The organism is Cobetia sp. UIB-001, assembly GCF_044789135.1.
GTDB classification, from domain to species: domain Bacteria; phylum Pseudomonadota; class Gammaproteobacteria; order Pseudomonadales; family Halomonadaceae; genus Cobetia; species Cobetia amphilecti.
On sequence record NZ_CP058244.1, the window covers coordinates 2,349,581 to 2,371,848 of the forward strand.

Below are 22,268 nucleotides of genomic sequence, written 5' to 3' on the forward strand. Positions count from 1 at the left end.
ATTCATATCATCATAATATGCAAACTTTCTTGCTCAACGACTAACCCCATGAAGCAACACAGCATTTACGGGCATAAAAAAAGGAAGGAATGCTGTTGGCAGCATTCCTTCCTCTTGAGCTATGAAAAATCTCGAAACATTATTTTACATACAGATGCACGCCGTCACTTGAGCTTGGCAACCCACAGCTCAGCCGCTTCCACCAGCTTCTGGTGCGCATGGCGAAAGGCCTCTTCGCTCTTGCGATAGGGATCAGGGATCTCTTCCCCCTGGGCGCCCGCCAGCCAGCGACCGAACAGCATCGTCTTGCCACTGACCTGCGGTGCCATCTGATTGATGGCGCGGCGATGGCCATCGCTCATGACCAGAATCAGGTCTGCAGCCGTCAGCATCTCGACCGACACCTGGCGCGCACGATGCTCATCGACCTCGAGCCCTGACTCGACGGCGAAGCGTGCTGCCGTGGGCTCGACCGGGTGATCGACCAGTGCGCCCACGCCCGCCGAGTGCACCGTCTTGCCAGGCAACGCCTGTTTCAACAGTGACTCGCCAACCGGACTGCGACAGATATTGCCGGTACACACCACCAGAATATTGTTGAACACGCTGACTTCCTCTTCCTTGTGACGCTTGCACTCATGTTGATGGCCCGGCGCGCGGCAAGCTTGGCCCCGCACGGACGTCAGACGCCCATTGTCGCATGCTGGCAGCCTGTTCGGCAGGTTCACATTCGACCGCTTCGCGATCGAGCACTGATGACACCTTTGGCTTTTCAAGGGCCAGCAGCGTGCTCATATGGCAACACTGAGGTGACCCGACGCAATAGCCCCCTTCCCCTTGAAGACCTCAGGCAATATCTCCAAGTCCTGATGTGTAGCCAATGAAGTGACTGGCTCAAGGGCCGATCTCGACCCCTCGCGATCCCCATTCAGTCACTTGCTGAACCAGCACCCACCAGGGAGGCAAGATGAGCAACAAGACACTGACCGCGTCCAATCCGGCCAATGACAAGGTTCTCAAGGAATACGCCACGCTGAGCAAGGAAGAGGTTCAGCAGAAACTGGAGCAGACGCGCAAGGCGTACTCGAGCTTCAGCCAGACCACCGTGCAGGATCGTGCGCAGCGCCTCACCGTTCTGGCGGACCTGATCGATGAGCATCAGAAGGAAATCGCCACGCAGATCGCCCATGAGATGGGCAAGCCCTATGATCAGGGCATCAGCGAGACGCAGATTTCCTCCAGCATCGCGCGCTTCTATGCCGACAACCTGCCCAAGCTGATGGAAACCGAGCAGCGTGATGTCGACGGCGCCGTGCGTGCCAAGATCGTCAAGGACCCCATCGGCGCCGTCCTCGGCGTGATGCCGTGGAACTATCCGCTCTATCAGGTCATCCGCTTCGCGGCTCCGGCTCTGGCGGGCGGCAATGTCTGCCTGATGAAGCACGCCTCCAATGTCCCGGGCTGTGCCGATCTGATCACTCAGCTGTTCCACAAGGCCGACTTTGAAGAGGGTATCTTCACCTGGTTGCCGGTGGGCTCGGAGATGATCGAAGACATCATCAATGACCCTGTCGTCCAGGGCGTCACCCTGACCGGCAGTGAAGAGGCGGGTCGCAAGGTCGCCGAGCAGGCAGGCGCGGCGCTCAAGCCAAGCGTGCTGGAGCTGGGCGGTATCGATCCGCTGATCGTGCTGGATGATGCCGACATCGAGCGTGCGGTGGACCTCGCCATCGCCGGGCGTTTCGACAACACCGGCCAGAGCTGCGCCGCGTCCAAGCGCCTGATCGTCGACAAGTCCCTCGCCGAGGACTTCTCCAAGCGCCTGATCGAGAAGGTCAAGGACATGCGCATGGATGACCCGATGAGCGAAGGGGTCGATATCGGCCCGATGTCTCGCAAGGACCTGCGCGATGACCTGCATGACCAGGTCCAGCGCGCCATCAAGGCAGGTGCCAAGCTTGAGTGCGGTGGTGAGATTCCGGATCGCGACGGTGCCTGGTATCCGCCGACGGTGCTGACCAATGTCACCCAAGGCAATCCGGCCTTCAATGAAGAACTGTTCGGTCCGGTCGCCTCCGTGGTGGTCGCCGACAACGAAGCGCATGCCATCGAGCTTGCCAACGACTGCCCCTATGGCCTGGGCAGCACCGTGGTGGCCAAGGACGACGAACGGGGTGAACGCGTCTCTCGTCAGCTGCAGGCCGGCATGAGCTTCGTCAACCGTCCGACCACGCCCTTCGCCCAGCTGCCCTTCGGTGGCGTCAAAGGCAGTGGCTATGGTCGTGAGCAGAGCGAATATGGCTTCGGTGCCTTCATGAACATCCGCACCGTCTATGTCGCTGAGCACTGAGTCGCTGAGTATTGAGTCGCTGAGCACAGACTCGTTGCGCGTCTAGGCGTAACGCGACACCAGCGACACTGCACAGCTGAAGAGACTGAACAGCTGAAGAAACTGCAGCGGATGATTCACCCAAAATCATTCGCGGCAACGAACAACGCCCCGCTTTTCAGCGGGGCGTTTTGCGTCAGGGATTCGCATGCTTGGCCTTGCGATATCCCCCCTCCCTCATCCATAGCGCTGATCGCACTCATCACATCAGCGCGTCACGCAGCCCTGCAGGCATGCCTCGCCTTCCAGCTGAACCGTGACGTGCGAGATGTCATGACCGTCGCGCAGATAGTCCTGAACACGCTCCAGCACATCGCCGGGTACGCTGGTGGCGGCCACGACGACGTGCAGGCTGGCAATCGGCGACTGAGGCGTCAGCCCCCAGAGATGCAGGTCATGTACGCTCTCCACACCCTCAAGCGCCAGGACGCCCGCCTGGATATCGGCATGATCGAGCTGCTCAGGCGTGCCTTCCAGCAAGGTGTGCGCCGACCGCTTCACCAACGACCAGGCACCGCGCAATATCAGCACCGCCGCGAGCACTGACAACAGCGGGTCAGCCTGATTCCAGCCGGTGGTCATGATGATCAGCGAGGCGACGATGGCCGCCACCGAGCCGAGCAGGTCCCCCATCACGTGCAATACCGCGCCGCGCAGATTGAGGTTGTCCTGATCGCCCTGATGCAGGATACGAAATGCCGCGATATTGACGACAAGTCCGAGCACGGCGATGGCCAGCATCGGCCCCGCCAGTACTTCGGAGGGCAGCCAGAGCCGCTTGATGGCGGCCACCACGATCGCCGCCCCGATCACCAGCAGAGTCAGGCCATTGACGAACGCGGCCAGCACCTGAAAGCGTGCATAGCCGAAGGTCAGCTTGCGGGTCGCCGCCCGATGCCCGAGGCGAAACGCGCCCCAGGCCAATGCCAGCGACACGGTATCACTGAGCATGTGCCCGGCATCCGCCAGGAGGGCCAGTGAGCCCGCGACCAGCCCGCCAACCACCTCCGCCAGCATGAAGCCGCCCGTCAGATACATCGCCAGCTTGACGCGACGCTCGCTGTCGGCGGTCACCTCAGGCGCATGATCATGGTGGTGCCCGTGATGATCATGTGAATGACCGTGTGAATGGCCATGCGAGTGACCGTCTGAAGGGTCGGAGCCATGGGAATGATCGTGAGCGTGCTGCCCGGAAGGCTCATACGAGGGTTCGCGAACCTCATCTTGCGGTGTCGATGCCATTCAACCTCCGGCCATCTAATGAAAAAAGAAACGTGTCTGCATGATGCGCAGCGTAACGTCGAAAGTCGCGCGGCTTTCAAGACGCATTGGCGGATTTTCGCGTTCCGATAAAGGCCAGCAGCCACTGCGCCAGCTTGATAGGATAGTTATCACTTGCGAAGCAACGAATAAAGGATTCCCGCCTTCCCCATGAGCCTCTCCTCCGAGACGACCCCCTCCCGCTCGCCTTTCAAGGCCGATCTGCTGCTCCTGCTGGTCACCATCATCGCCGCCGCCGGCTGGATATTCTCCAAGGAGGCAATGGCCGGCATGCCCCCTCTGCTGTTCATCGGCAGTCGCTTCCTGCTTGCGGGGCTCATTCTGGCCATCTTCGATGCGCGCTCACTGGGCCAACTGTCCACCGCGCGCAAGCTGCGCGCCAGCGGCGTCGGTGTCCTGTTCGGGGGTGCCATGGCCTGCTGGTCACTGGGGGTCGCACTGTCTGATCAGCTGGGCGTGATCGCCTTCATCAACAGCTTCGGCATCCTGATGGTGCCGGTACTCGCACGACTGCTGTTCAAGGACAGACCGCCGCTGAGCACCTGGATCGCACTGCCCACCGCCCTGCTCGGCTTCGCCCTGCTCGGCATGGGCCAGCCCGGCGCGACCGATGGCTTCACCATCGAGCCCGCTCAATGGCTCATCTTCGGCGCCGCCTGCCTGTTCGCACTGGTGTTCAACTTCAATTCACGCCTGGTGCGCAATATCCCGGCCCTGCCGCTGACGGCCATCCAGCTGATGACCACCGGCGTCACCTGCCTGATACTCTCGGCGCTCAGCGAGAACTGGCCCGCCGGCATCAGTCTGGACATCCTGAGCTGGTTCCTGGCCAGCACCCTGATCGCCAGCACCCTGCGCTTCTTCCTGCAGATCTACGCACAGGGCCTGACCACCCCCAGTCACGCCTCGGTCATCCTGATGCTGGAAGCGGTCTGGGCCGCCCTGATGTCGGCTGCCTGGTTCGGTGAGCGCATGACCCTGATCCAGATGACCGGCTGCGGCCTCATCTTCACCGCCCTGTTGATCAATCGCTGGCAATGGATCTCACGCCTGTGGCGTCAGCGGCGGGCTGCCTCGTGAGAACAGCGTCCTGACTTGAGTGTCAGGCATGTCGCCACCATGTCTGACGCTTGAGCGTTCGACTTCCCGCCCCATTCTCTGCCACCGGAGCCACCATGATCCCCACACTACTCGGCGTACTGACGCTGCTGATGGCAGCCTTCACCCTGCTGCCACTGACGCGTATTCGCCATTGGTCGGTGCGCATCATGGATTTCCCCCGTCTGCAGCTGGCCGCCTTGTGGGCGATGCTGTTGATCGCCGACCTCGCGGTGTCCGAGCTCTCCTTCGGGCTCAGGGTTTCACTGGCCGTGATCGCCGTGGCCGGGCTTGTCTATCAGGCACACTGGATCGTGCCCTATACCCGCCTCTTTCCCTGCGAGTCCGCGCGTACCAGACAGCACGACCGGCAGCGTCAGGTCCGCCTGCTCACCGCCAACGTCCTGACCAGCAACCACGACAGTGACAAGTTGCTGGCCATCGTCGAACGCGAACAGCCCGACGTGCTGGTGACGCTGGAATCCGATGACTGGTGGCAGCAGCGGCTCGACGTGCTCGAGGCGGATAGCGAGCAATACGGCTATACGCACACCCTCAAATGCCCGCTGGACAACCTCTACGGCATGCATGTCTATTCACGCCTGCCACTGCATGACGCCAGCATCGACTACCTGGTCGAAGAGGATGTGCCGTCGATGCATGCGCAACTGGAGCTGGCCAGCGGTGATCGCGTGCGGGTGCACTTCCTGCACCCGGCGCCGCCCAGCCCGACCGAGAATGACGAGTCATCCGAGCGGGATGCCGAGCTGATCATCGTGGCGCGCAGCGTCGCCGACAGCCAGCAACCGGTGATCGTCACCGGTGACCTCAACGACGTGGCCTGGTCTCGCACCACGCGCCTGTTCCGCAAGCTGTCCGGCCTGCTGGACCCCCGCGTCGGCCGTGGCATGTTCAACACCTTCCATGCCAACATTCCCCTGCTGCGCTGGCCGCTGGATCACCTCTTCCATAGCGAGCATTTCAGTGTGGTGCGCGTGGCGCGCATGGAAGCCTTCGGCTCCGATCACTTCCCGCTGCTCACCGAACTGGCGCTGACGCCCGCCCAGGACACCGACGAGACGCTCGATGCCCCGGAACCGGACGCCGACGACCAGGCCGAGGCCAGCGAGACCGCCAACGACGAGAATGTCAGCCAGCAGGACGTGCCGAAACCGGGTCGCTGAGCGCGACACGACTGAGATGGCATTTGGCTGAATTCTCCAAAAGGTCCCAGACTGGCTGATGAGGCTTGAGCCATACGGGAGGCAGGCATGCGAGGACTCGACTGGCTTGGCACGCGACTGGCGCGTCATCTCACGGCGCCGGGCAAGCTGCCGGCGCATCGCGCCACGTCATCACCGGAAAAGCTGGCTGCCACCCTGCGGCGCGGCGATGTCCTGCTGGTCGAGGGTTCCTCGCGTATCAGCACCGCCATTCGCTACCTCACCCAGTCGACCTGGTCTCACGCCGCGCTCTGCGTGCGCACGCCGCTGGACAGCAGAGGACGCCCGGTCAGGGGCGACTGCCTGTTGGAAGCGGACGTCACCGCCGGGGTGCGCCGCGTCCCCCTCAACCATTACTGGCATCAGCACACGCGTATCTGCCGCCCGGTCGGACTCACGGAGGAGGAGATCAGCGCGTTGATCGCCCATGCCGAGGCGCGCCTGGGCCATCAATATGACCTGCGCAACATCGTCGATCTGGCTCGCTATCTGATTCGCACACCACCGGTGCCAAGCCGCTATCGGCGCCGCATGCTGGCACTGGGCAGCGGCGACCCGACCCGCGCGATCTGCTCATCGCTGATCGCCGAAGCCTTCCAGGCCGTGCGCTATCCCATCCTGCCAGACAGTGACGTCCTGCCCTCCAGCGACCCGGCATGTCTGCACTGCTATGAGGAGTTGCTGCATATTCGCCATCACAGCCTGTTTGCGCCCTGCGACTTCGATATCTCGCCCTACTTCGACATCATCAAGCCGACCCTGTGCGCCGGATTCGATCCCCATCGCCTGCAGTGGAGCGAACCGCCCGCCTGATCTGGTATGCTGCGCGCCATCCGCGGCCTTGCTGGCCGGCACCTGTGCATCAGTTCTCCTGTGCCACTGAGCCGCCTGCCGCCCTTTGACACTCTTCACGACCGGAACCACGCCCGTGACCAATAACGACATCATCCGTCGCCTGCGCTACGCGCTGAATCTCTCCGACACCGACATGATCAACACCTTCGCTGCCGCGGACCACGAGGTCTCACGCGCCCAGATCAGCGATTGGCTCAAGCGCGATGATGATGAAGCTCAGCAGCGCATCAAGGACATCGACCTGGCCAGGTTCCTCAATGGCCTGATCAACGTGCGTCGCGGCAAGCGCGAAGGCGCCCAGCCAGCGCCTGAAAAGCGTCTCGACAACAACGTGATTCTGCGCAAGCTCAAGATCGCCTTCGAACTCAAGGATGACGACATGCTCGAGCTGCTGGCACTGGCCGGTTTCGAGCTGATCACCAAGTCCGAGCTGTCTGCCTTCTTCCGCAAGCCCGATCATCGCCACTACCGCGAGTGCAAGGACCAGATCCTGCGCAACCTGCTCAAGGGCATCGAACTGCGCCATCGTCGCCATGACCCGGAGACCGAGCAGCACGCCGTCGATCCGGTCTGATCAGACCCTGATGTGCCGCCATACAACAACGCCGCCCCGGAATCCGGGGCGGCGTTGTTGTATGGCGGCAATGGCGGTACCAACAGCGGCTCAGCATTCGCGGTTGGGGCGCCCTTCCATGGTGGCCAGGCGCGCCAGCAACGGCGCCATGCGGTGCTGGCTCCCTTCCGCCGCCGCGGCCAGCGCCGGCAATACCCAGGACGGCAGGTCAGGCATCAGACGGTAGTAGACCCATTGTCCCTGGCGGCGATCCAGCAGCAGACCGCAATTGCGCAACTGGGCCAGATGCCGTGACACCTTGGGCTGCGACTCCTGCAACACGTAGGTCATCTCGCATACGCAAAGCTCGCCTTCTGCATGGATAAGCAACATCAGCACAAGGCGTGTATCGTCGCTGAGGCATTTGAAAAGACGTGTCGGGGTCAGAAGAGACAATGCAGAATTCCACCTGATTCAATGATGTGAGCGTGCCGCCAACCACAGCTGCAAGCGCGTGCGAATTTCGTTCAAGGCGCGCCCATAGGACACCGCAGTATCCTCATTGCGCGGGTCTTCGATATCCCAGAACAACAGCTCATCGGTCTGGCCATCCCACTGGCGACACTGCTGCTGTGCCTTCTGACACAGCACGATGACGGCATCGAAGGACTGAGAGCGGTAGCGATCGATCGACTCGCTCGCCAGACCTGAATTATCCACCCCGGCGCGCGCCAGAGCGTCCAACGCATGCTGTTGCGGGGCATCAGGCGCGACACCGGCACTGAAGGCGTCAAACTCGTCCCCCGCCATATTGCGCAGCAATGCCTCCCCCATCAGGGAGCGGGCAGAATTGGCATTGCACAGAAAAAGCACTCGCTGTTTGGGCATGACTCATCTCCAGAGCTGCAATTTTACCTTACCATAGGGTCGCATATCAGAAGTACCGCGCTTGTATAACAAACTGATGTCAGTAGCCTTTCAGGCCTCGGCGCCCCACCTTCAGATCACTTTCTGCAACAAACCCTGTAACAACACCTGCAACAGACGCGAACGGGCCGGCGCAGTGACCGGCAACTGCCAGGCACACCACACCAGCCCGCGAAGATCGCCACTCGCTGCGTTCACGATGCGCTCGACCGCCGCACCGCGTGGCTCACGTCATCAGCCCTGCAGGTCCGAAAGCGTCAGGGTCTTCTTGTCGGCGACGGCTTGACGCGCCGCCTTGCGCGCTTCTTCGTGTGCCGGAATCAGGCCGATGCCTTTCAGGTAACCCAGGTTGCCGACCATCTTCTCGCTCATGAACAGATCCGCGTAGTCATACATGACCGGCGCTTCTTCCGCGTGCTGATTCTTGATGTAGAAGAACATGGTACGTGCGACCGGGTAGGTCTCTTCCGAGATGGCCTCGGGAGACGGGGCGATGCCGTCGATGGACGCGCCGCTCAGCGAGTCTTCGTTCTCCTCGAGGAAGGAATAACCGAAGACGCCGAAGGCCTCGGTGTCTTCCGACAGCTTCTGCACGATCAGGTTGTCGTTCTCACCGGCCGGCACGAAGACGCCATCGTTGCGCACCTTGGAGTAGCCTTCGCCACCATAGCCGTCCATCTCTTCGGTAGCCGCTTCCAGCACCAGCTCTTCAAAGGAATCGCGTGTCCCGGAAGTGCTGGGCGGCCCATAGATGGTGATCTTGCGGTCCGGCAGGCTGGAATCGATCTGGTTCCAGCGGGTATAGGGGTTGGCCACCAGCTTGCCATCGACCGGCACCTGGGCTACAACCGCCAGCGCGATCTGCTCCAGCGTGAAGGCGGCAGGATCGTTGGTGTTGGACTGCGCGAAGGCGATGCCGTCATAACCGATGAAGGCTTCGGTGATGTCGGTCACGCCATTTTCCTGGCAGCGCTCGAATTCGGAGGCCTTCATGCGGCGCGAGGCGTTGGTGATATCCGGGGTGTTGCTGCCAACACCTTCACAGAAGAGCTTCATGCCGCCACCGGAACCCGTGGCCTCGATGACCGGAGTGGGATGATCCGTGGTGACACCGAACTCTTCCGCCACATAGCTCGAGAAGGGATAGACGGTGCTGGAACCGACGATGCGAACCTGGTCACGTGCTTGTGCACTGGACACGATAGCCGCAGAGGCGATCACGAAAGCGAGCTGCTTGAGAGGGCGATTCATTACGGTGCTCCGATGCATTGATTTATATGAATAAGCATATATTTAGTGGCGAAATCCCTCACGACTCCGCTACCCCGATTGGCGCGACACCTCGCCAATCGCCACACGCCAGTGATGAGAATCACCCTCGGCATGCTGAACACGTATCTCGATGACAGGCATGTCGACGAATACGCATAGGCATATATAAGCATCAATTTATTGCAGTCGCGTGACATCTCCGCTGAGAATCCTGCCGCGGCTGCCTTGCCTCTCTATCCCTTCCTCTATTCCTTCCCCTTCCCCTTTCGCCTCTCTGCTTTACCTTCGGCCGAGACAAGGCCCCAACAGAAATGGCCTGATCTCCCCAGCCACTCGCGGGAAGATCAGGCCATCGAACCGGCAGCGTGCGTGACAGGGCATCACTCGCTTGCCACTGGCGAGCCCCTCCTCAGCGCTTCTGGCGGGAGCCCAAGGCCTGGCTAGCGGCCAGCAGCTAAAGGTTCCTGCTAGTCATCATCGCCCTCTTCGGCACTCTTCTGGCGCGCCTTGCGCTCCTGCTCTTCTTCCATGGCCGCCATGATGTTCTCGAGCAGCGCATCCACGTCCGGCGCTTCGGCGTCGTCCTCATAAAGGCCTGTCAGCTCGACATCCGGGTCCATGTCGCCGGCCTCGAACAATGCCCAGATCTCGTCGGCGTAGCGTGTCTGTGCCAGCTCAGGCGCGAACATCGCGTAGTAGGCGGTGATATTGGCGACATCACGCGCCAACATGCTCTTGGCATTATTGTTGGCCGCGGCATCGACCGCCTGCGGCAGATCAATGATCACCGGGCCATAGTCATCGACCAGCACGTTGAACTCGGACAGGTCACCATGCACCAGGCCGGCATGCAGCATGCGCACGATGTACTGCATCATCAGCGCATGGTCTTCCCGCGCCTGCTCGGCGGACATCGAGACATCATTCAGGCGCGGTGCCACATTGCCGTCATCATCGGTGACCAGCTCCATCAGCAGCACGCCATCGAAGCAGCCGAACGGCTGCGGCACGCGCACACCGGCATCGGCCAGACGATACAGCGCATCGACCTCGGCATTCTGCCAGGCGGCTTCCTGCTGGTTGCGTCCGAAGCCGGAGCCCTTCTCCATCGCCCGTTGACGGCGACTGTTACGCACCTTGCGGCCTTCCTGATATAGCACAGCCTGCTTGAAGCTGCGCTGGGCAGCATCCTTGTAGACCTTGGCACAGCGAATCTCTTCTCCGCAGCGCACGACGTAAACCGAGGCTTCCTTGCCACTCATCAAGGGGCGGAGCACTTCATCGACCAGACCGTCATCTATGAGCGGCTGGATTCTCTTTGGCGTTTTCATCGCGTTCTTATACGCGTTTTGCGATACATCGGGAATCACCCTGTAGCAATTTTGTGACATACCTTACGACAAAACCCCCGCCAATGCGTCATTGGCGGGGGTTTCAGCATTCACTGACAGACTGCCTGGTCGGCAGCAGCGCCAGCGCTTATTGGGCGTTCTTGAGGCTCTGCATGTCAATCACGAAACGATACTTGACCTTGCCTTCCCGCATGCGCTTCCAGGCATCATTGATGGTGTCGATGTCGATCATCTCGATATCGCAGCCAATGTCGTGCTCGGCGCAGTAGTCGAGCACTTCCTGGGTCTCCGGCATGCCACCGATCAACGAGCCCGCCAGTACACGGCGCTTCATGACCAGGTTGCCGCCCTGCAGCGCGGGGTCCACTTCCTGCACCAGACCGACGAGGATATGCGTGCCGTCGTACTTCAGGGTATTGAGGTAGGGGTTGAGATCATGCGGCACCGGCACCGTGTCGAGCAGGAAGTCGAAGGTCTCGGTGGCACCTGCCATCTGCTCGTCATCCGTCGAGACGATCACATGATCGACGCCATTCTCGCGCGCCTCCTCGACCTTGCTCTCGCTGCGGGTGAAGAGCGTCACTTCACAGCCCATCGCCTTGGCGAACTTGATGCCCATGTGGCCCAGGCCGCCCATGCCGATCACCCCGACCTTATCACCGGACTTCACGCCATAGTGACGCAGCGGCGAATAGGTCGTGACACCCGCGCACAGCAGCGGCGCTGCCACAGCCGGGTCGAGCTTGTCCGGGATGGAGACCACGAAGCGCTCGCTGACGACGATCTTGTCGGAATAGCCACCCTGGGTGAGGCTGCCGTCGTGACGGTCCGGGCTGCCGTAGGTCATGGTCATGCCGTCGAGGCAGTATTGCTCGAGCCCCTTCTGACAGGCGCTGCATTCACGGCAGGAATCCACCATGCAGCCGACGCCGACCATGTCGCCCACCTTGTACTGACTGACGTCATTGCCCACCTGGGTCACCCGGCCCACGATCTCGTGCCCCGGCACTAGCGGATACTGAGAAAAGCCCCAGTCATTGCGGCCGACGTGCAGATCCGAGTGACAGACACCGCAGTAGAGAATCTCGATGGCCACGTCGTCCGGGCGCGGCTGGCGACGCTCGAAGTTCCAGGGCGCCAGGTCTGCTGTTTCGGATGCCACCGCATAAGCGCGTGTCTGGCCGTCAAAACCACCGTTGGAAGGGCTTGTCATGGAGTCTCTCCTTGCTTGGCTGAGCGTCGGACAGCCTGGTCATCAAAGATGATTCAGCGCCCGTAAAAGGATTCGCATGCCATGCGGCAGTCGCGATCATGCCCACTGACCTCTTGCCGACAGCCCGACTTTTCAATGGCTTGGCTGCCCTGCATCACTGTGTTGGTCAGATCGCAACAGCGCCCCACCAAGCTGTGCGAGGCTTGCAGACACAAGGAAAAGCGGCGCAAAACATCTTGCTTCTGATTCCAAATTGACGCCATCAAGCAGCAAAGTTGCCACTGTGTTATCATGCACCTTCACCCCTCACGTCTTGGAACGGAGTCCCGCATGGCGAATACTCGTACTGCTGCAAAGAAAAAAGCACCGGCTGCTGTCGAAACCTCAGCCTCGCTTGAAGCTCAGATGCAGGCCTTCCTGGACCGTGGTGGCAAGGTGGATGTGATTGAATCCGGTGTCAGCGGCCAGGTCATTGGCGTCAAGCCGACCAAGCCGTCAAACCCTGCTGCCAAGAGCTGAGGCTTGCCCATCAAGCCTTGGTGCCCGAACGCGCTGCTCGCCTCACTCAACTGGCGCCTGCCATCGAGTCACTGACCGGTGAGAGCGTTGTTCATCGCTAGACCTCCAGCCGCTGCCCTGCATCATCAGGTAGCGGCCGGCTTCTTTCTGGGGAGAGGAAAATCACCTCTTGCCTGCCCTTGCTCCTCCCGCCACGGCGACGCCCATGCCAGCATCCTCTTCGCGCGACAGCTCCCTAGACTCCCGCCAGCACAGCGTGCATGGCACTCGCGACGCGGATGGGGCACGTGCGCGCCTGGCCGTCTTCATTGATGTGCAGAACATCTACTACACCACCCGCGATACCTTCGGCCGGCAGTTCGATTATCGTCGCCTGTGGGCAGAGCTAGAGCGCCTCGGCTCGATCCAACATGCCTACGCCTACGCGATCGACCGTGGCGACCCCAAGCAGCAGCAATTCCAGCAGCGCCTGCGCGAGATAGGCTTCGAGGTCAAACTCAAGCCCTTCATCCAGCGCGGCGACGGCTCGGCCAAGGGCGACTGGGATGTCGGCATCACCATCGACGTGATGGAAGCCGCCCCCGAGGTCGATGAGATCATCCTCGCCTCCGGCGATGGCGACTTCGCCTTGCTGCTGGATCATGTCGCCACCCGCCACGCCATCACCACCCGCGTCTATGGCGTCGAAGCCCTCACCGCCCTCGCCCTGATGAAAAGCGCCCATCACTTCCGCGAAGTCGATGAAAGCCTGCTGATGCGCTGATACCGATCGATCGGGTCTCAACCGCGCCCGAATCCTGCCCGTCGCACAAAAAACACCCGCACGGCCTCCACTGACAGAGAGGTGTGCGGGTGTTTTCGTCTGGGCCACCAGCGGCTTGCCAGGCATTCAGGCTTTACCGCGAACTTGCCGACTAGCTCTGTGGTGCGGCACTCAGCGTCAATTCGATGGCATCGTGGCGCCAGTGTTCATCATCGCAGTCCACCGCGCGGCCATTCTGATCGAAGTTGATGCGGGTGATGCGCTGCGCGGGGCTGCCCTGCGCGGCGTTCAGCGCGGCGGCGGCCTCAACGTCGAACACCGTGGAGGCCAGCTCGAAGCTGACGCGGCTGACACGAATGGCGTATTCGCGTCGATAGAGGTCGGTCAGGGAGTGGGCTCCGAGATCGAAATCGAGGATGCCCGGGAAGCAGTCACGTCGCAGGTGATGGCAGACATGCAGCACGCGCCGCCCGTCGATACGCCGCACGCGAGTGATGCGATAGACCACTGAGCCCTCCGCAATCCCCAGTCGCCGCGCGATCACCGCGTTGGCAGCGACCTCTCCTGCCGCCAGTACCTCGGTGCTGGCCACCCGCTGCTGTGACTCGACCATGTCGCGAAATGGCAGGCACGCCAGCAAGTCATAGCGCAGTCGTGGCGGCGAGACGAACCAGCCCCGCCGATTCTCGCGATAGATACGCCCCTCCGCCTCCAGCTGCAGCAAGGTGTCGCGTAGCGTGACCCGCGTCGTGGCAAAGCGTTCGATCATCTCGCGTTCGGAAGGCAGGCGCTGTGAAGCGCGTAGCGGCGCTGCCTCAAGATGGTTCAGAAGCTTGCCCTTGAGCCCTGCCACGGGGACATCCGTGTCAGGAGTTGCCGATGAGGCGGCGTCACTCTGGGGCTCAAGCGAAGATGAAGGCATGCGAAGTTCCTGAAAGATAACGAAAGACAGCAATTTCTGGCGAGTCACTTGCATGACATCCAGGGCGTCCAGGATGGAAAGGGTCAGAGCGAAGCGATTTCTGTGGTCTAGTTCAGATGCCCCGCAAAGCTCAGAGCGACTTTTCAAGACACGCTTGTCGAGACACGCATGAGGAGAATAGTGGCATTGGCGTGACAACTCGGTGACAGCGCAGGTCTGGCTGCCACGTCAGGTCAGTCATCACGCGCTGACTCATGCCTTGCACACCCATGCTTTGCACACTTATGACTGTGGAAGATAGCGAGGACCGGGGCCCGCGGCAAGGCACGAAGAAGGCACGGAGAAGGTATGAAGATGGCAGAGGCAGAGCCGCCACCCCATGCCATGACAACGACATGTTGACGACACGCAACTGTCACAGGCGAGCGCTAGAGTCGATCGTGCCTTTCGAACTGAACTAGACCACACAGTTTCGGCTCTCTCGGCTCTTGCCTGAGCACTTGGCAGAACACTGGCCTGATCAATGATCCGAGAACTGGCCTGAGCAATGACCTGAGCACCCGGATGTGCTCTCAGCGTGTCGACAGGGTGTCTGATGCCCGTCACGCCTTACCTTCAGCGCAGCGATTGTTCATCACCTACTGGGGAAATCTCCTTGAAGTCGATTGCCACTACCTCATCCCGCTCCACCGGCCTGCTGGTTTCCACCTGCATGGCCGCCCTGTTGGGCAGTGCCTCCGTCAGTGCCGCCGACATGCCGGCTGACCTTCTCGAGGCCGCTCAGTCCGAAGGCCGTGTCGATAGCGTCGGCATGCCGGACAGCTGGGCCAACTGGAAGGACACCTGGGCAGACCTCGAGTCGAAGTATTCCATCGCGCATAGCGATACCGACATGAGCTCCGCCGAGGAAGTCGCCAAGTTCAAGGCCGAGGGTGAGAACTCCACCGCCGATATCGGTGACGTGGGCTTCGCCTTCGGTCCGATCGCGGTGCAGCAAGGCGTGACCCAGGCCTACAAGACCACGACCTGGGAGCAGATCCCGGAGTGGGCCAGGGACAAGGATGGGCACTGGGTACTGGGCTACACCGGCACCATTTCCTTCATGATCAACAAGACGCTGGTCAGCGAAGATGAGCGCCCGACCTCCTTCGCCGATCTCGCCGAGGGTGACTACAAGGTGTCCGTCGGCGCCGTGGGCAAGGCCTCACAGGCCAACAACGCCATTCTGGCCGCCGCCTTCGCCAATGGCGGCAAGGAATCCGACCTGACACCGGGCCTGGAAGTCTTCGCGGAACTGGCGCGCCAGGGCCGTCTGTCACTGGCAGAGCCGAGCATCGCCAACCTGGAGAAAGGCGAAGTCGAAGTCGCCCTGCTGTGGGACTTCAATGCCCTGAACTATCGCGATCAGATCAACCGCGACACCTTCGAGGTCGTCATCCCGTCTGATGCCTCCGTCACCTCCGGCTACGCCACCATCATCAACAAGCATGCCGCGCACCCGAATGCCGCCAAGCTGGCCCGTGAGTACATCCTCTCCGACGCCGGTCAGCTGAATCTGGCCAAGGGCTATGCCCGTCCCATCCGCGCCGAGCACCTCACCCTGCCCGAGGATATCGCCGCCAAGCTGCTGCCCAACGAGCAGTACGCCAATGCACGTCCGGTCCAGGACTTCGCGGGTTGGGAAGCCAGTGCCAAGCAGCTGCCGCGTCAGTGGCAGTCCCAGGTACTGATCCACCAGCAGTGATCCTCGGCCTCTGCTTCACGCGAGCAGAGCGCGCACCATCCTGACAGACGGCATCGCCTTTGCGGTGCCGTCTTGAGCTTCACGGAGTCACCATGTCTCAGCGTGTCATTCTTGTCGTGCTCGACGGCCTCAACCACGCCGTGGGTCATCATGCCATGGGCTATCTGAGTGCCCTGGTCGAGGCCGGCCGTGGCCAGTATCAATCACTGGACTGCGAACTGCCGGCCATGTCGCGCCCGCTCTATGAATGCCTGCTGACCGGCGACCTGCCTGTCGACTCAGGTATCGTCAACAACGGTATCGTGCGCCGCTCACGCGGCATCAGCCTGTTCGACCTTGCCAGCCAGCAGGGCAAGCGCACGGCTGCCGCCGCCTATCACTGGGTCAGCGAACTCTATGTCGCGGCCCCCTTCGTGCCGGCCCGCCATCGCTGGCTCGACAACCCGGAATCCGCCATCCAGGCGGGCATCTTCTACTGGCAGGACCATTATCCGGATGACCATCTGTTCAGTGACGCCGAAATGCTGCGCCTGCGTCACGACCCGGATTTGCTGCTGGTGCATAGCATGAACATCGACGATGCCGGCCATCGTCATGGCGGCGACACGCCGCAGTATCGCAACGCCGCGCGGCATGCCGACGTCGCCCTGGCCGACTACCTGCCGGCATGGCTGGAAGCCGGCTATCAGGTGATGGTCACCGCCGATCACGGCATGAATGCCGACCGCTCACACTCCGGCCTGCTGGAAGAGGAGCGTCGCGTGCCGCTGTGGACCTTCGGCACCGCCTTCGCCAATGGCGCCGCGACGGATCTCAAGCAACGCGAGCTCTGCGGCACCCTGGCCACACTGCTGGGGCTTGAGCACAGCAAGGCGAGCAATCCGTCGCTGCTGGCGAGTCATGCTGCCACGCGAGGCCTCGAGTGATGTCTGCCGCCTTCAAGCGCCGCCTGACCAGCCCCGTCATGTGGCTGCTGCCGTTTGCACTGATCTTCGGCGCCTTCCAGATCGCGCCGCTGGTGTGGGTGATGATCAGCGCCTTCAAGACTCCCACGGGCTGGGGGCTGGCCAACTTTCACGAGATCGCCTCCTCGGCCTTCTTCCGGCAGGCCATCTGGCGCAGCCTCGAGATCTCCTTCATGTCCAGCGTGCTGGGACTGGCGATCGCCGCCGTGACCTGTCACAGCATGCACCGCTGCGGCCCGCGCCTGACGCGCATGATGATTGCCTTCACCAACATGACCAGCAACTTCGCCGGTGTCCCGCTGGCCTTCGCCTTCATCATCCTGATGGGCGCCAACGGCATGCTGACCCTGATGCTGGAGCGCTTCGGTCTGCTCGAGGACTTCAATCTCTACTCGCGCACCGGCCTGATCGTCATCTACACCTGGTTCCAGATTCCGCTGGGCATCCTGTTGCTGTATCCCGCCTTCAGCACCCTGAAGACGGAATGGCGTGAAGCCGCCAGCCTGCTGGGCGCCAATCGCCTCGCCTACTGGCAGCACATCGGCCTGCCGGTGCTGTGGCCGTCACTGGCGGGCACGCTCACCGTACTCTTCGCCAATGCCATGGGCGCCTACGCCACCGTCTATGCGCTGGTGAACACCAGCTACAACCTGATGACCATCCGCATCGCCAATCTGGTCTCCGGCGACCTGTTCCTGCAGCCGGAACTGGCCAGTGCACTGGCCCTGGTGCTGGTCGTCATCCTCGTCATCGTCACGCTGATTCAGCAATGGCTCATGCGCAGGAGCTACCATGTCACTTCCCGCTGAACTGCCCTATCGCCACGGCAAGCCCTTGCTGCCCAGCCTGATGGCGCGCCTGCGCCGCGTGAACATCTACACCTTCATCGTCACCAGTGTCTTCGCACTGCTGGCACTGCCGCTGATCGCGACGCTGTTCTACGCCCTGGCGACACGCTGGGGCGCCAGCCTGACCCCCGACGCCCTGACCGTGAAATGGTTTCTGGAGCTCTGGACCACACCGCGTTTTCTGGCGGCGTTCGGGCGCTCTCTGCTGGTCGCCGTCGGCGCGCTGGCACTGTCGTTGCTGCTGATCGTGCCGGTGGTATTTCTCGCCCACACACGCTATCCGCGCCTGGACAGCGTGATGAATGGGCTGATCCTGTTGCCCTTCGCCGTGCCACCCATCGTGTCATCGGTCGGCCTGCTGCAGCTCTACGCAGGCGGTCCGCTGGCCATCGTCGGCACGCCGTGGATCCTGATCCCCACCTACTTCACCATCGTGCTGCCCTTCATGTACCGCGCCCTGGCCAACAGCCTACGCGCACTGGACGTGGCGTCCCTGATGGAGGCCGCTCAACTGCTGGGGGCAAGTCCGCTCAAGGCGTTCTTCCTGGTCGTACTGCCCAATATTCGCATCGGCATCCAGATTGCCGTCTTCCTGGCCTTCTCGTTCCTGGCTGGCGAATTCGTGTTTGCCAACATGCTGGTCGGCACCCGCTTCGAGACCCTGCAGGTCTATCTGAACAATATCCGCGGCGCCAGCGGCCACTTCACCAGCGCCCTGGTCATCACCCTGTTCGTGTTCACCCTGATCCTGACCTGGCTCGGCAATCGTCAGCCCGCCGAGCAGGAGATGCCCGCGGATGACCCCGACGAGGCGCTGGCCACCGCCATGACCGACGGCTTGCCCGGCCCGGTGCCGAGCGCCGACCCCGAGCCGCGCCACACCACTCACCAGTCGTCAGACTCCGCACCCCGAGGGGACCGCTGATGCTTGCCATCGACACCGCCACCACTTTCGATAGCCAGAGCGCCGGCGGCCTTCTGACCAGCGCCCTGCGCGAACGCGCCGCCGACCAGCACTACCTCAAGCTCAATGGCCTGGCCAAGAGCTTCGGCAAGACCCAGGTATTCGCCGAGATAGAGGCCGAGATCGCGCGGGGGGAATTCATCACCCTGCTCGGCCCCTCCGGCTGCGGCAAGTCGACCCTGCTGCGCGCCATCGCCGGCCTCAATGATGTCGATGCCGGCCAGATCATCGTCGATGGTCACGACATCACGCCGCTGCCGCCGCAGCGTCGCGGCATCGGCATGGTCTTCCAGCACTATGCGCTGTTCCCCAACATGCGCGTGGCGGACAACGTGGCCTTCGGGCTGCGCATGAAGAAGGTGCGCCTGGAAGAACGCGAACGGCGTGTCAGCGAGGTGCTCAGACTGGTGGAGCTGACCGATCAGGCGCAGCGTTTCCCGCATCAATTGTCCGGCGGTCAGCGTCAGCGTGTGGCACTGGCACGCGCGCTGGTGGTCGAGCCGCAGATCCTGCTGCTGGATGAGCCGCTGTCGGCACTCGATGCACGTATCCGCCGCCATCTGCGTGATCAGATCCGCGATATCCAGAAGAGCCTCGGCCTGACCACCCTGTTCGTGACCCACGATCAGGAAGAGGCACTGCTGCTGTCGGACCGCATCTTCCTGATGCATCAGGGGCGCATCCTGCAACAGGGCAATGCCGAGTCGCTGTATACGCGGCCGGTGGATGCCACGGCGGCAGGCTTCATGGGGCATTACAATCTGATCGGTCGCGAGCTGGCGCGCCCGCTGCTCGGCTATGAAAGCGACAGCCCGCGCGTGGCACTGCGTCCGGAAGCGCTGTATCTGCAACCGGACACCAGCCCCCAGGGACAGCAGGATGAATATGCCAACTTCCCGACCCAGCCCTTGCCGGACAATGCCGGCCCCGGCTGCCCGGGCGTGATTCGCCGCCACCAGCTGCTCGGCAATATCGTGCGCTACGAGGTGGACTGTCAGGGACTGCGCCTGAATGTCGATGTCCTCAATCGCAGCGCTCGGCAGTTATTGCCGCGCCATCTGCGCGTGATGCTGCACGCCGATCTGGATGAGGTTCAGGCGCTGGGCGGTCACGAGACCGCCGCCACGTCGCAGGTGCCCCATGGATGACATCACAGGACTTGCCATCTTCGATCTCGACGACACCTTGCTCGAGGGCGATGCCACGGGGCTTTGGACCGACTGGTTGATCGCAAGGGGCTGGATCGCCGATGGCGAGGAATATCGCGCGATCTGGGCACAACAGATGCTGGACTACGCGGCCGGTGAGCTGGACATGGAGGTCCACCTGACCCACCTGCTGGCCCCGCTGGCAGGGCGCGCCGTCAGTGAGGTCGATGCCGAGGTGGCGCGCTTTCTCGATGCCGAGCTGATGCCGCGCCTGTATCGTGAGGGGTTGGAGCGAATCCACTGGCACCGCGCGCAGAACCATCAGGTCGTGATCATCTCGGCCTCGACGGCGCATCTGGTCGCCCCCCTCGCCGAGCGCCTGGCGCTGGACGCGGCCCTGGCCACGGCACTTGAAACCGAGCAAGGCTATTACAACGGGCGCGCCCGTGGCATTCGCACCTTCCGCGAGGGCAAGCTCGCGGCACTCAAGGCTTGGCAGCAGCAACACGCCAACCACGGCGCTGGAGTGCCCAGCTGGGGCTATTCGGATTCACGCAATGATCTGGCCTTGCTGGAATTCGTCGATCACCCCTTCGCCGTCCACCCGGACCCGACCCTTGCCAGCCTGGCGCAACAGCGCGCCTGGCAGACACTACGTTGGCAATGAAGGAAACCGGGTTGGCAATGAGAGAGGCTGGCAGCAAGAGAGGCTGGCAACAAGAGACGCTGGGCTGGGATAGAGAGACGGGAATCGAGAGTCCCTGCGCTGGAATTGAGAGAAAGTGCATAATAGGCGACGCTGGGCGGAAAAAAAGGCACTCTATGCCAAAAATGCAAGCATAAAGGAAGCCATGCAATGGCCAAGGTCAGGGTCAGTCGGACCGCACGTGTACCCGATCCCATGCGCGTCAGGCGCTATCTGAAAGCCCCCGAAGTCGGCCCGCGCGTGCTGTTCTTCAGTGGCGGTACCGCGCTGACCGGGGCCTCGCGCACCCTGACCCGCTATACCCACCACAGCATCCATCTGGTGACGCCGTTCGACTCCGGTGGCAGCTCGGCCAAACTGCGCGATGCCTTCTCGATGCCCGCCATCGGCGATCTGCGTTCACGCCTGATGGCGCTGGCCGATGACAGTGTCCTGGGCCATCCCGACATCTATCGCCTGTTTACTCACCGCCTGCCGCGTGAAGCGCGCCCGGAGATGTTGCACGCCACGCTGCGCGAGCTGGCAGCCGGACGTCATCCGTTGACCATGGCGGTCGCGGAACCGATGCGCACCCTGATCTGCCATCAGCTGGGCTTCCTCATCGACGCCATGCCGGAAGGCTTCGATCTGCGCGGCGCCAGCATCGGCAATCTGATCATTGCCGGCGGCTATCTGAACCATCACCAGCAGCTGGATCAGATCATCTTCCTGTTCTCCAAGCTGGTACATGTACGCGGCACGGTGCGCGCCGTGGTCAATGCCGATTGCCATCTGGCGGTGACGCTGGAAGATGGTCGCGAGATCATCGGCCAGCACCGCATCACCGGCAAGGAAGTCGCCCCTCTCGATTCGCCCATCGCGCGCATGCGCCTGGCCGCGACAGAGGGCGACCACCATGTGCCCGTGGTGCCGGAGCTGCACGCCAACAATCGCCAGTTGATCGAGTCGGCCGAGCTGATCTGCTTCCCTCCCGGCAGCTTCTATTCCAGCGTGCTCGCCAATCTGCTGCCCAAGGGCGTCGGGCGCGCGGTGCTGGCCAACCCCTGCCCCAAGGTCTACATCCCCAACTGCTGCCCGGACCCGGAGCAGACCGGCAAGCGCATGGATGAGCTGGTCAGCGTATTGCTCGACACCCTGTGTGCCGACCTGACCGGTCGCATGGAAGACTGCCCCACCGAGAACCTGCTCAACATCGTGCTCCTCGACAGCCAGCGCGGTGACTACCCCGGCGGCCCCTGCATCGAGGCGCTCGAGCGCATGGGCATCACCGTGATCGACACCCGCCTGATCAGCGAGCAGAGCGCGCCCTACTACGACAACGAGCTGCTGGTCACCGCGCTGCTGTCGCTGGTGTGACACCGACCGCGAGCTGCTCGGCATGAAATGCTCGGCCTGAGTTGCTCGGCATGAGTTGCTCTGCGAACAAGAACGCCCCCGCCTGCCAACAGCAGACGGGGGCGTTCTTGTTCCGGACATCAAGTCGAGACCTGATAGAGCGATGGTCGAGAGTTGCGTCCTGAAAGAGA

General features: G+C 62.2%; 22 protein-coding genes. 14 read left to right on the forward strand and 8 right to left on the reverse strand.

Going from position 1 to position 22,268, the window contains the following annotated elements:
- Positions 1–164: 164 nt before the first annotated feature.
- A complete protein-coding gene (locus HA399_RS09760; protein WP_404324808.1) occupies positions 165–605 on the reverse strand; it encodes a low molecular weight phosphotyrosine protein phosphatase in 441 nt (146 codons plus the stop codon).
- 362 nt (positions 606–967) lie between these two features.
- Here HA399_RS09760 and HA399_RS09765 point away from each other — a divergent pair, with 362 nt between their 5' ends.
- On the forward strand, positions 968–2,350 hold the full coding sequence (locus HA399_RS09765) for an NAD-dependent succinate-semialdehyde dehydrogenase (protein ID WP_404324809.1): 1,383 nt from the start codon (positions 968–970) through the stop codon (positions 2,348–2,350).
- A 246-nt stretch (positions 2,351–2,596) separates the two neighbouring features.
- Here the strand turns inward: HA399_RS09765 and HA399_RS09770 are convergent, their stop codons facing one another.
- A complete protein-coding gene (locus tag HA399_RS09770; protein ID WP_404324810.1) occupies positions 2,597–3,463 on the reverse strand; it encodes a cation diffusion facilitator family transporter in 867 nt (288 codons plus the stop codon).
- A gap of 357 nt (positions 3,464–3,820) precedes the next feature.
- Between HA399_RS09770 and HA399_RS09775 the strand changes: the two genes are divergently transcribed.
- The 4 genes from HA399_RS09775 (at position 3,821) to HA399_RS09790 (ending at position 7,420) form a co-directional block, all read left to right on the forward strand.
- Positions 3,821–4,750 carry a DMT family transporter gene (locus HA399_RS09775; protein WP_404324812.1) on the forward strand — a complete coding sequence of 310 codons (930 nt, stop codon included), beginning with the start codon at positions 3,821–3,823 and terminating at the stop codon, positions 4,748–4,750.
- A gap of 95 nt (positions 4,751–4,845) precedes the next feature.
- Entirely contained in the window at positions 4,846–5,952 is a 1,107-nt protein-coding gene (locus tag HA399_RS09780) for an endonuclease/exonuclease/phosphatase family protein (protein WP_404324813.1), read from the forward strand.
- 87 nt (positions 5,953–6,039) lie between these two features.
- The gene (locus HA399_RS09785; RefSeq protein WP_404324814.1) at positions 6,040–6,804 is read left to right on the forward strand and encodes a YiiX/YebB-like N1pC/P60 family cysteine hydrolase; all 765 of its coding nucleotides are present in this window, start codon (positions 6,040–6,042) and stop codon (positions 6,802–6,804) included.
- 115 nt (positions 6,805–6,919) lie between these two features.
- Positions 6,920–7,420 (forward strand): DUF1456 family protein, encoded by a 501-nt coding sequence (locus tag HA399_RS09790; protein WP_054557257.1) that lies wholly within the window; start codon positions 6,920–6,922, stop codon positions 7,418–7,420.
- A gap of 90 nt (positions 7,421–7,510) precedes the next feature.
- On the opposite strand, the gene HA399_RS09795 is transcribed toward HA399_RS09790, so the two are convergent.
- The 5 genes from HA399_RS09795 to HA399_RS09815 form a co-directional block, all read right to left on the reverse strand.
- Positions 7,511–7,846 (reverse strand): metalloregulator ArsR/SmtB family transcription factor, encoded by a 336-nt coding sequence (locus tag HA399_RS09795; RefSeq protein ID WP_404326952.1) that lies wholly within the window; start codon positions 7,844–7,846, stop codon positions 7,511–7,513.
- A gap of 27 nt (positions 7,847–7,873) precedes the next feature.
- Positions 7,874–8,287, reverse strand: a complete 414-nt coding sequence (locus HA399_RS09800; protein WP_404324815.1) for an arsenate reductase ArsC — start codon at positions 8,285–8,287, stop codon at positions 7,874–7,876.
- A 273-nt stretch (positions 8,288–8,560) separates the two neighbouring features.
- On the reverse strand, positions 8,561–9,577 hold the full coding sequence (locus tag HA399_RS09805) for a substrate-binding domain-containing protein (protein WP_404324816.1): 1,017 nt from the start codon (positions 9,575–9,577) through the stop codon (positions 8,561–8,563).
- Positions 9,578–10,065: 488 nt separating this feature from the next.
- A complete protein-coding gene (locus tag HA399_RS09810) occupies positions 10,066–10,929 on the reverse strand; it encodes a PA4780 family RIO1-like protein kinase (protein WP_054557253.1) in 864 nt (287 codons plus the stop codon).
- Between the two features lie 148 nt (positions 10,930–11,077).
- Positions 11,078–12,163, reverse strand: coding sequence for an NAD(P)-dependent alcohol dehydrogenase (locus HA399_RS09815; RefSeq protein WP_404324817.1), 1,086 nt, complete (start codon positions 12,161–12,163; stop codon positions 11,078–11,080).
- 330 nt (positions 12,164–12,493) lie between these two features.
- Between HA399_RS09815 and HA399_RS09820 the strand changes: the two genes are divergently transcribed.
- Both HA399_RS09820 and HA399_RS09825 read left to right on the forward strand, forming a co-directional pair.
- Positions 12,494–12,682: a hypothetical protein gene (locus HA399_RS09820; protein ID WP_084589604.1), complete on the forward strand. Its 189-nt coding sequence runs from the start codon at positions 12,494–12,496 to the stop codon at positions 12,680–12,682.
- 205 nt (positions 12,683–12,887) lie between these two features.
- Positions 12,888–13,445, forward strand: coding sequence for an NYN domain-containing protein (locus HA399_RS09825; RefSeq protein ID WP_404324818.1), 558 nt, complete (start codon positions 12,888–12,890; stop codon positions 13,443–13,445).
- A 151-nt stretch (positions 13,446–13,596) separates the two neighbouring features.
- On the opposite strand, the gene HA399_RS09830 is transcribed toward HA399_RS09825, so the two are convergent.
- Positions 13,597–14,367, reverse strand: a complete 771-nt coding sequence (locus HA399_RS09830) for a UTRA domain-containing protein (protein WP_404324819.1) — start codon at positions 14,365–14,367, stop codon at positions 13,597–13,599.
- A 655-nt stretch (positions 14,368–15,022) separates the two neighbouring features.
- Here HA399_RS09830 and HA399_RS09835 point away from each other — a divergent pair.
- From HA399_RS09835 to HA399_RS09865, 7 genes are all read left to right on the forward strand, one after another.
- Complete coding sequence (locus tag HA399_RS09835) at positions 15,023–16,111, forward strand: ABC transporter substrate-binding protein (protein WP_404324820.1); 1,089 nt, start codon at positions 15,023–15,025, stop codon at positions 16,109–16,111.
- Between the two features lie 92 nt (positions 16,112–16,203).
- On the forward strand, positions 16,204–17,037 hold the full coding sequence (locus tag HA399_RS09840; RefSeq protein ID WP_404324821.1) for an alkaline phosphatase family protein: 834 nt from the start codon (positions 16,204–16,206) through the stop codon (positions 17,035–17,037).
- Positions 17,037–17,885 (forward strand): ABC transporter permease subunit, encoded by an 849-nt coding sequence (locus tag HA399_RS09845; RefSeq protein WP_054557250.1) that lies wholly within the window; start codon positions 17,037–17,039, stop codon positions 17,883–17,885. The genes HA399_RS09840 and HA399_RS09845 overlap by 1 nt, the downstream gene beginning before the upstream one ends.
- Entirely contained in the window at positions 17,869–18,849 is a 981-nt protein-coding gene (locus tag HA399_RS09850) for an ABC transporter permease (RefSeq protein ID WP_404324822.1), read from the forward strand. The genes HA399_RS09845 and HA399_RS09850 overlap by 17 nt, the downstream gene beginning before the upstream one ends.
- Positions 18,849–20,036 (forward strand): ABC transporter ATP-binding protein, encoded by a 1,188-nt coding sequence (locus HA399_RS09855; RefSeq protein WP_404324823.1) that lies wholly within the window; start codon positions 18,849–18,851, stop codon positions 20,034–20,036. The genes HA399_RS09850 and HA399_RS09855 overlap by 1 nt, the downstream gene beginning before the upstream one ends.
- Complete coding sequence (locus HA399_RS09860; protein ID WP_404324824.1) at positions 20,029–20,703, forward strand: HAD family hydrolase; 675 nt, start codon at positions 20,029–20,031, stop codon at positions 20,701–20,703. The genes HA399_RS09855 and HA399_RS09860 overlap by 8 nt, the downstream gene beginning before the upstream one ends.
- 189 nt (positions 20,704–20,892) lie before the next feature.
- Positions 20,893–22,098, forward strand: a complete 1,206-nt coding sequence (locus HA399_RS09865; RefSeq protein ID WP_404324825.1) for a GAK system CofD-like protein — start codon at positions 20,893–20,895, stop codon at positions 22,096–22,098.
- The last annotated feature ends 170 nt before the right edge of the window (positions 22,099–22,268 follow it).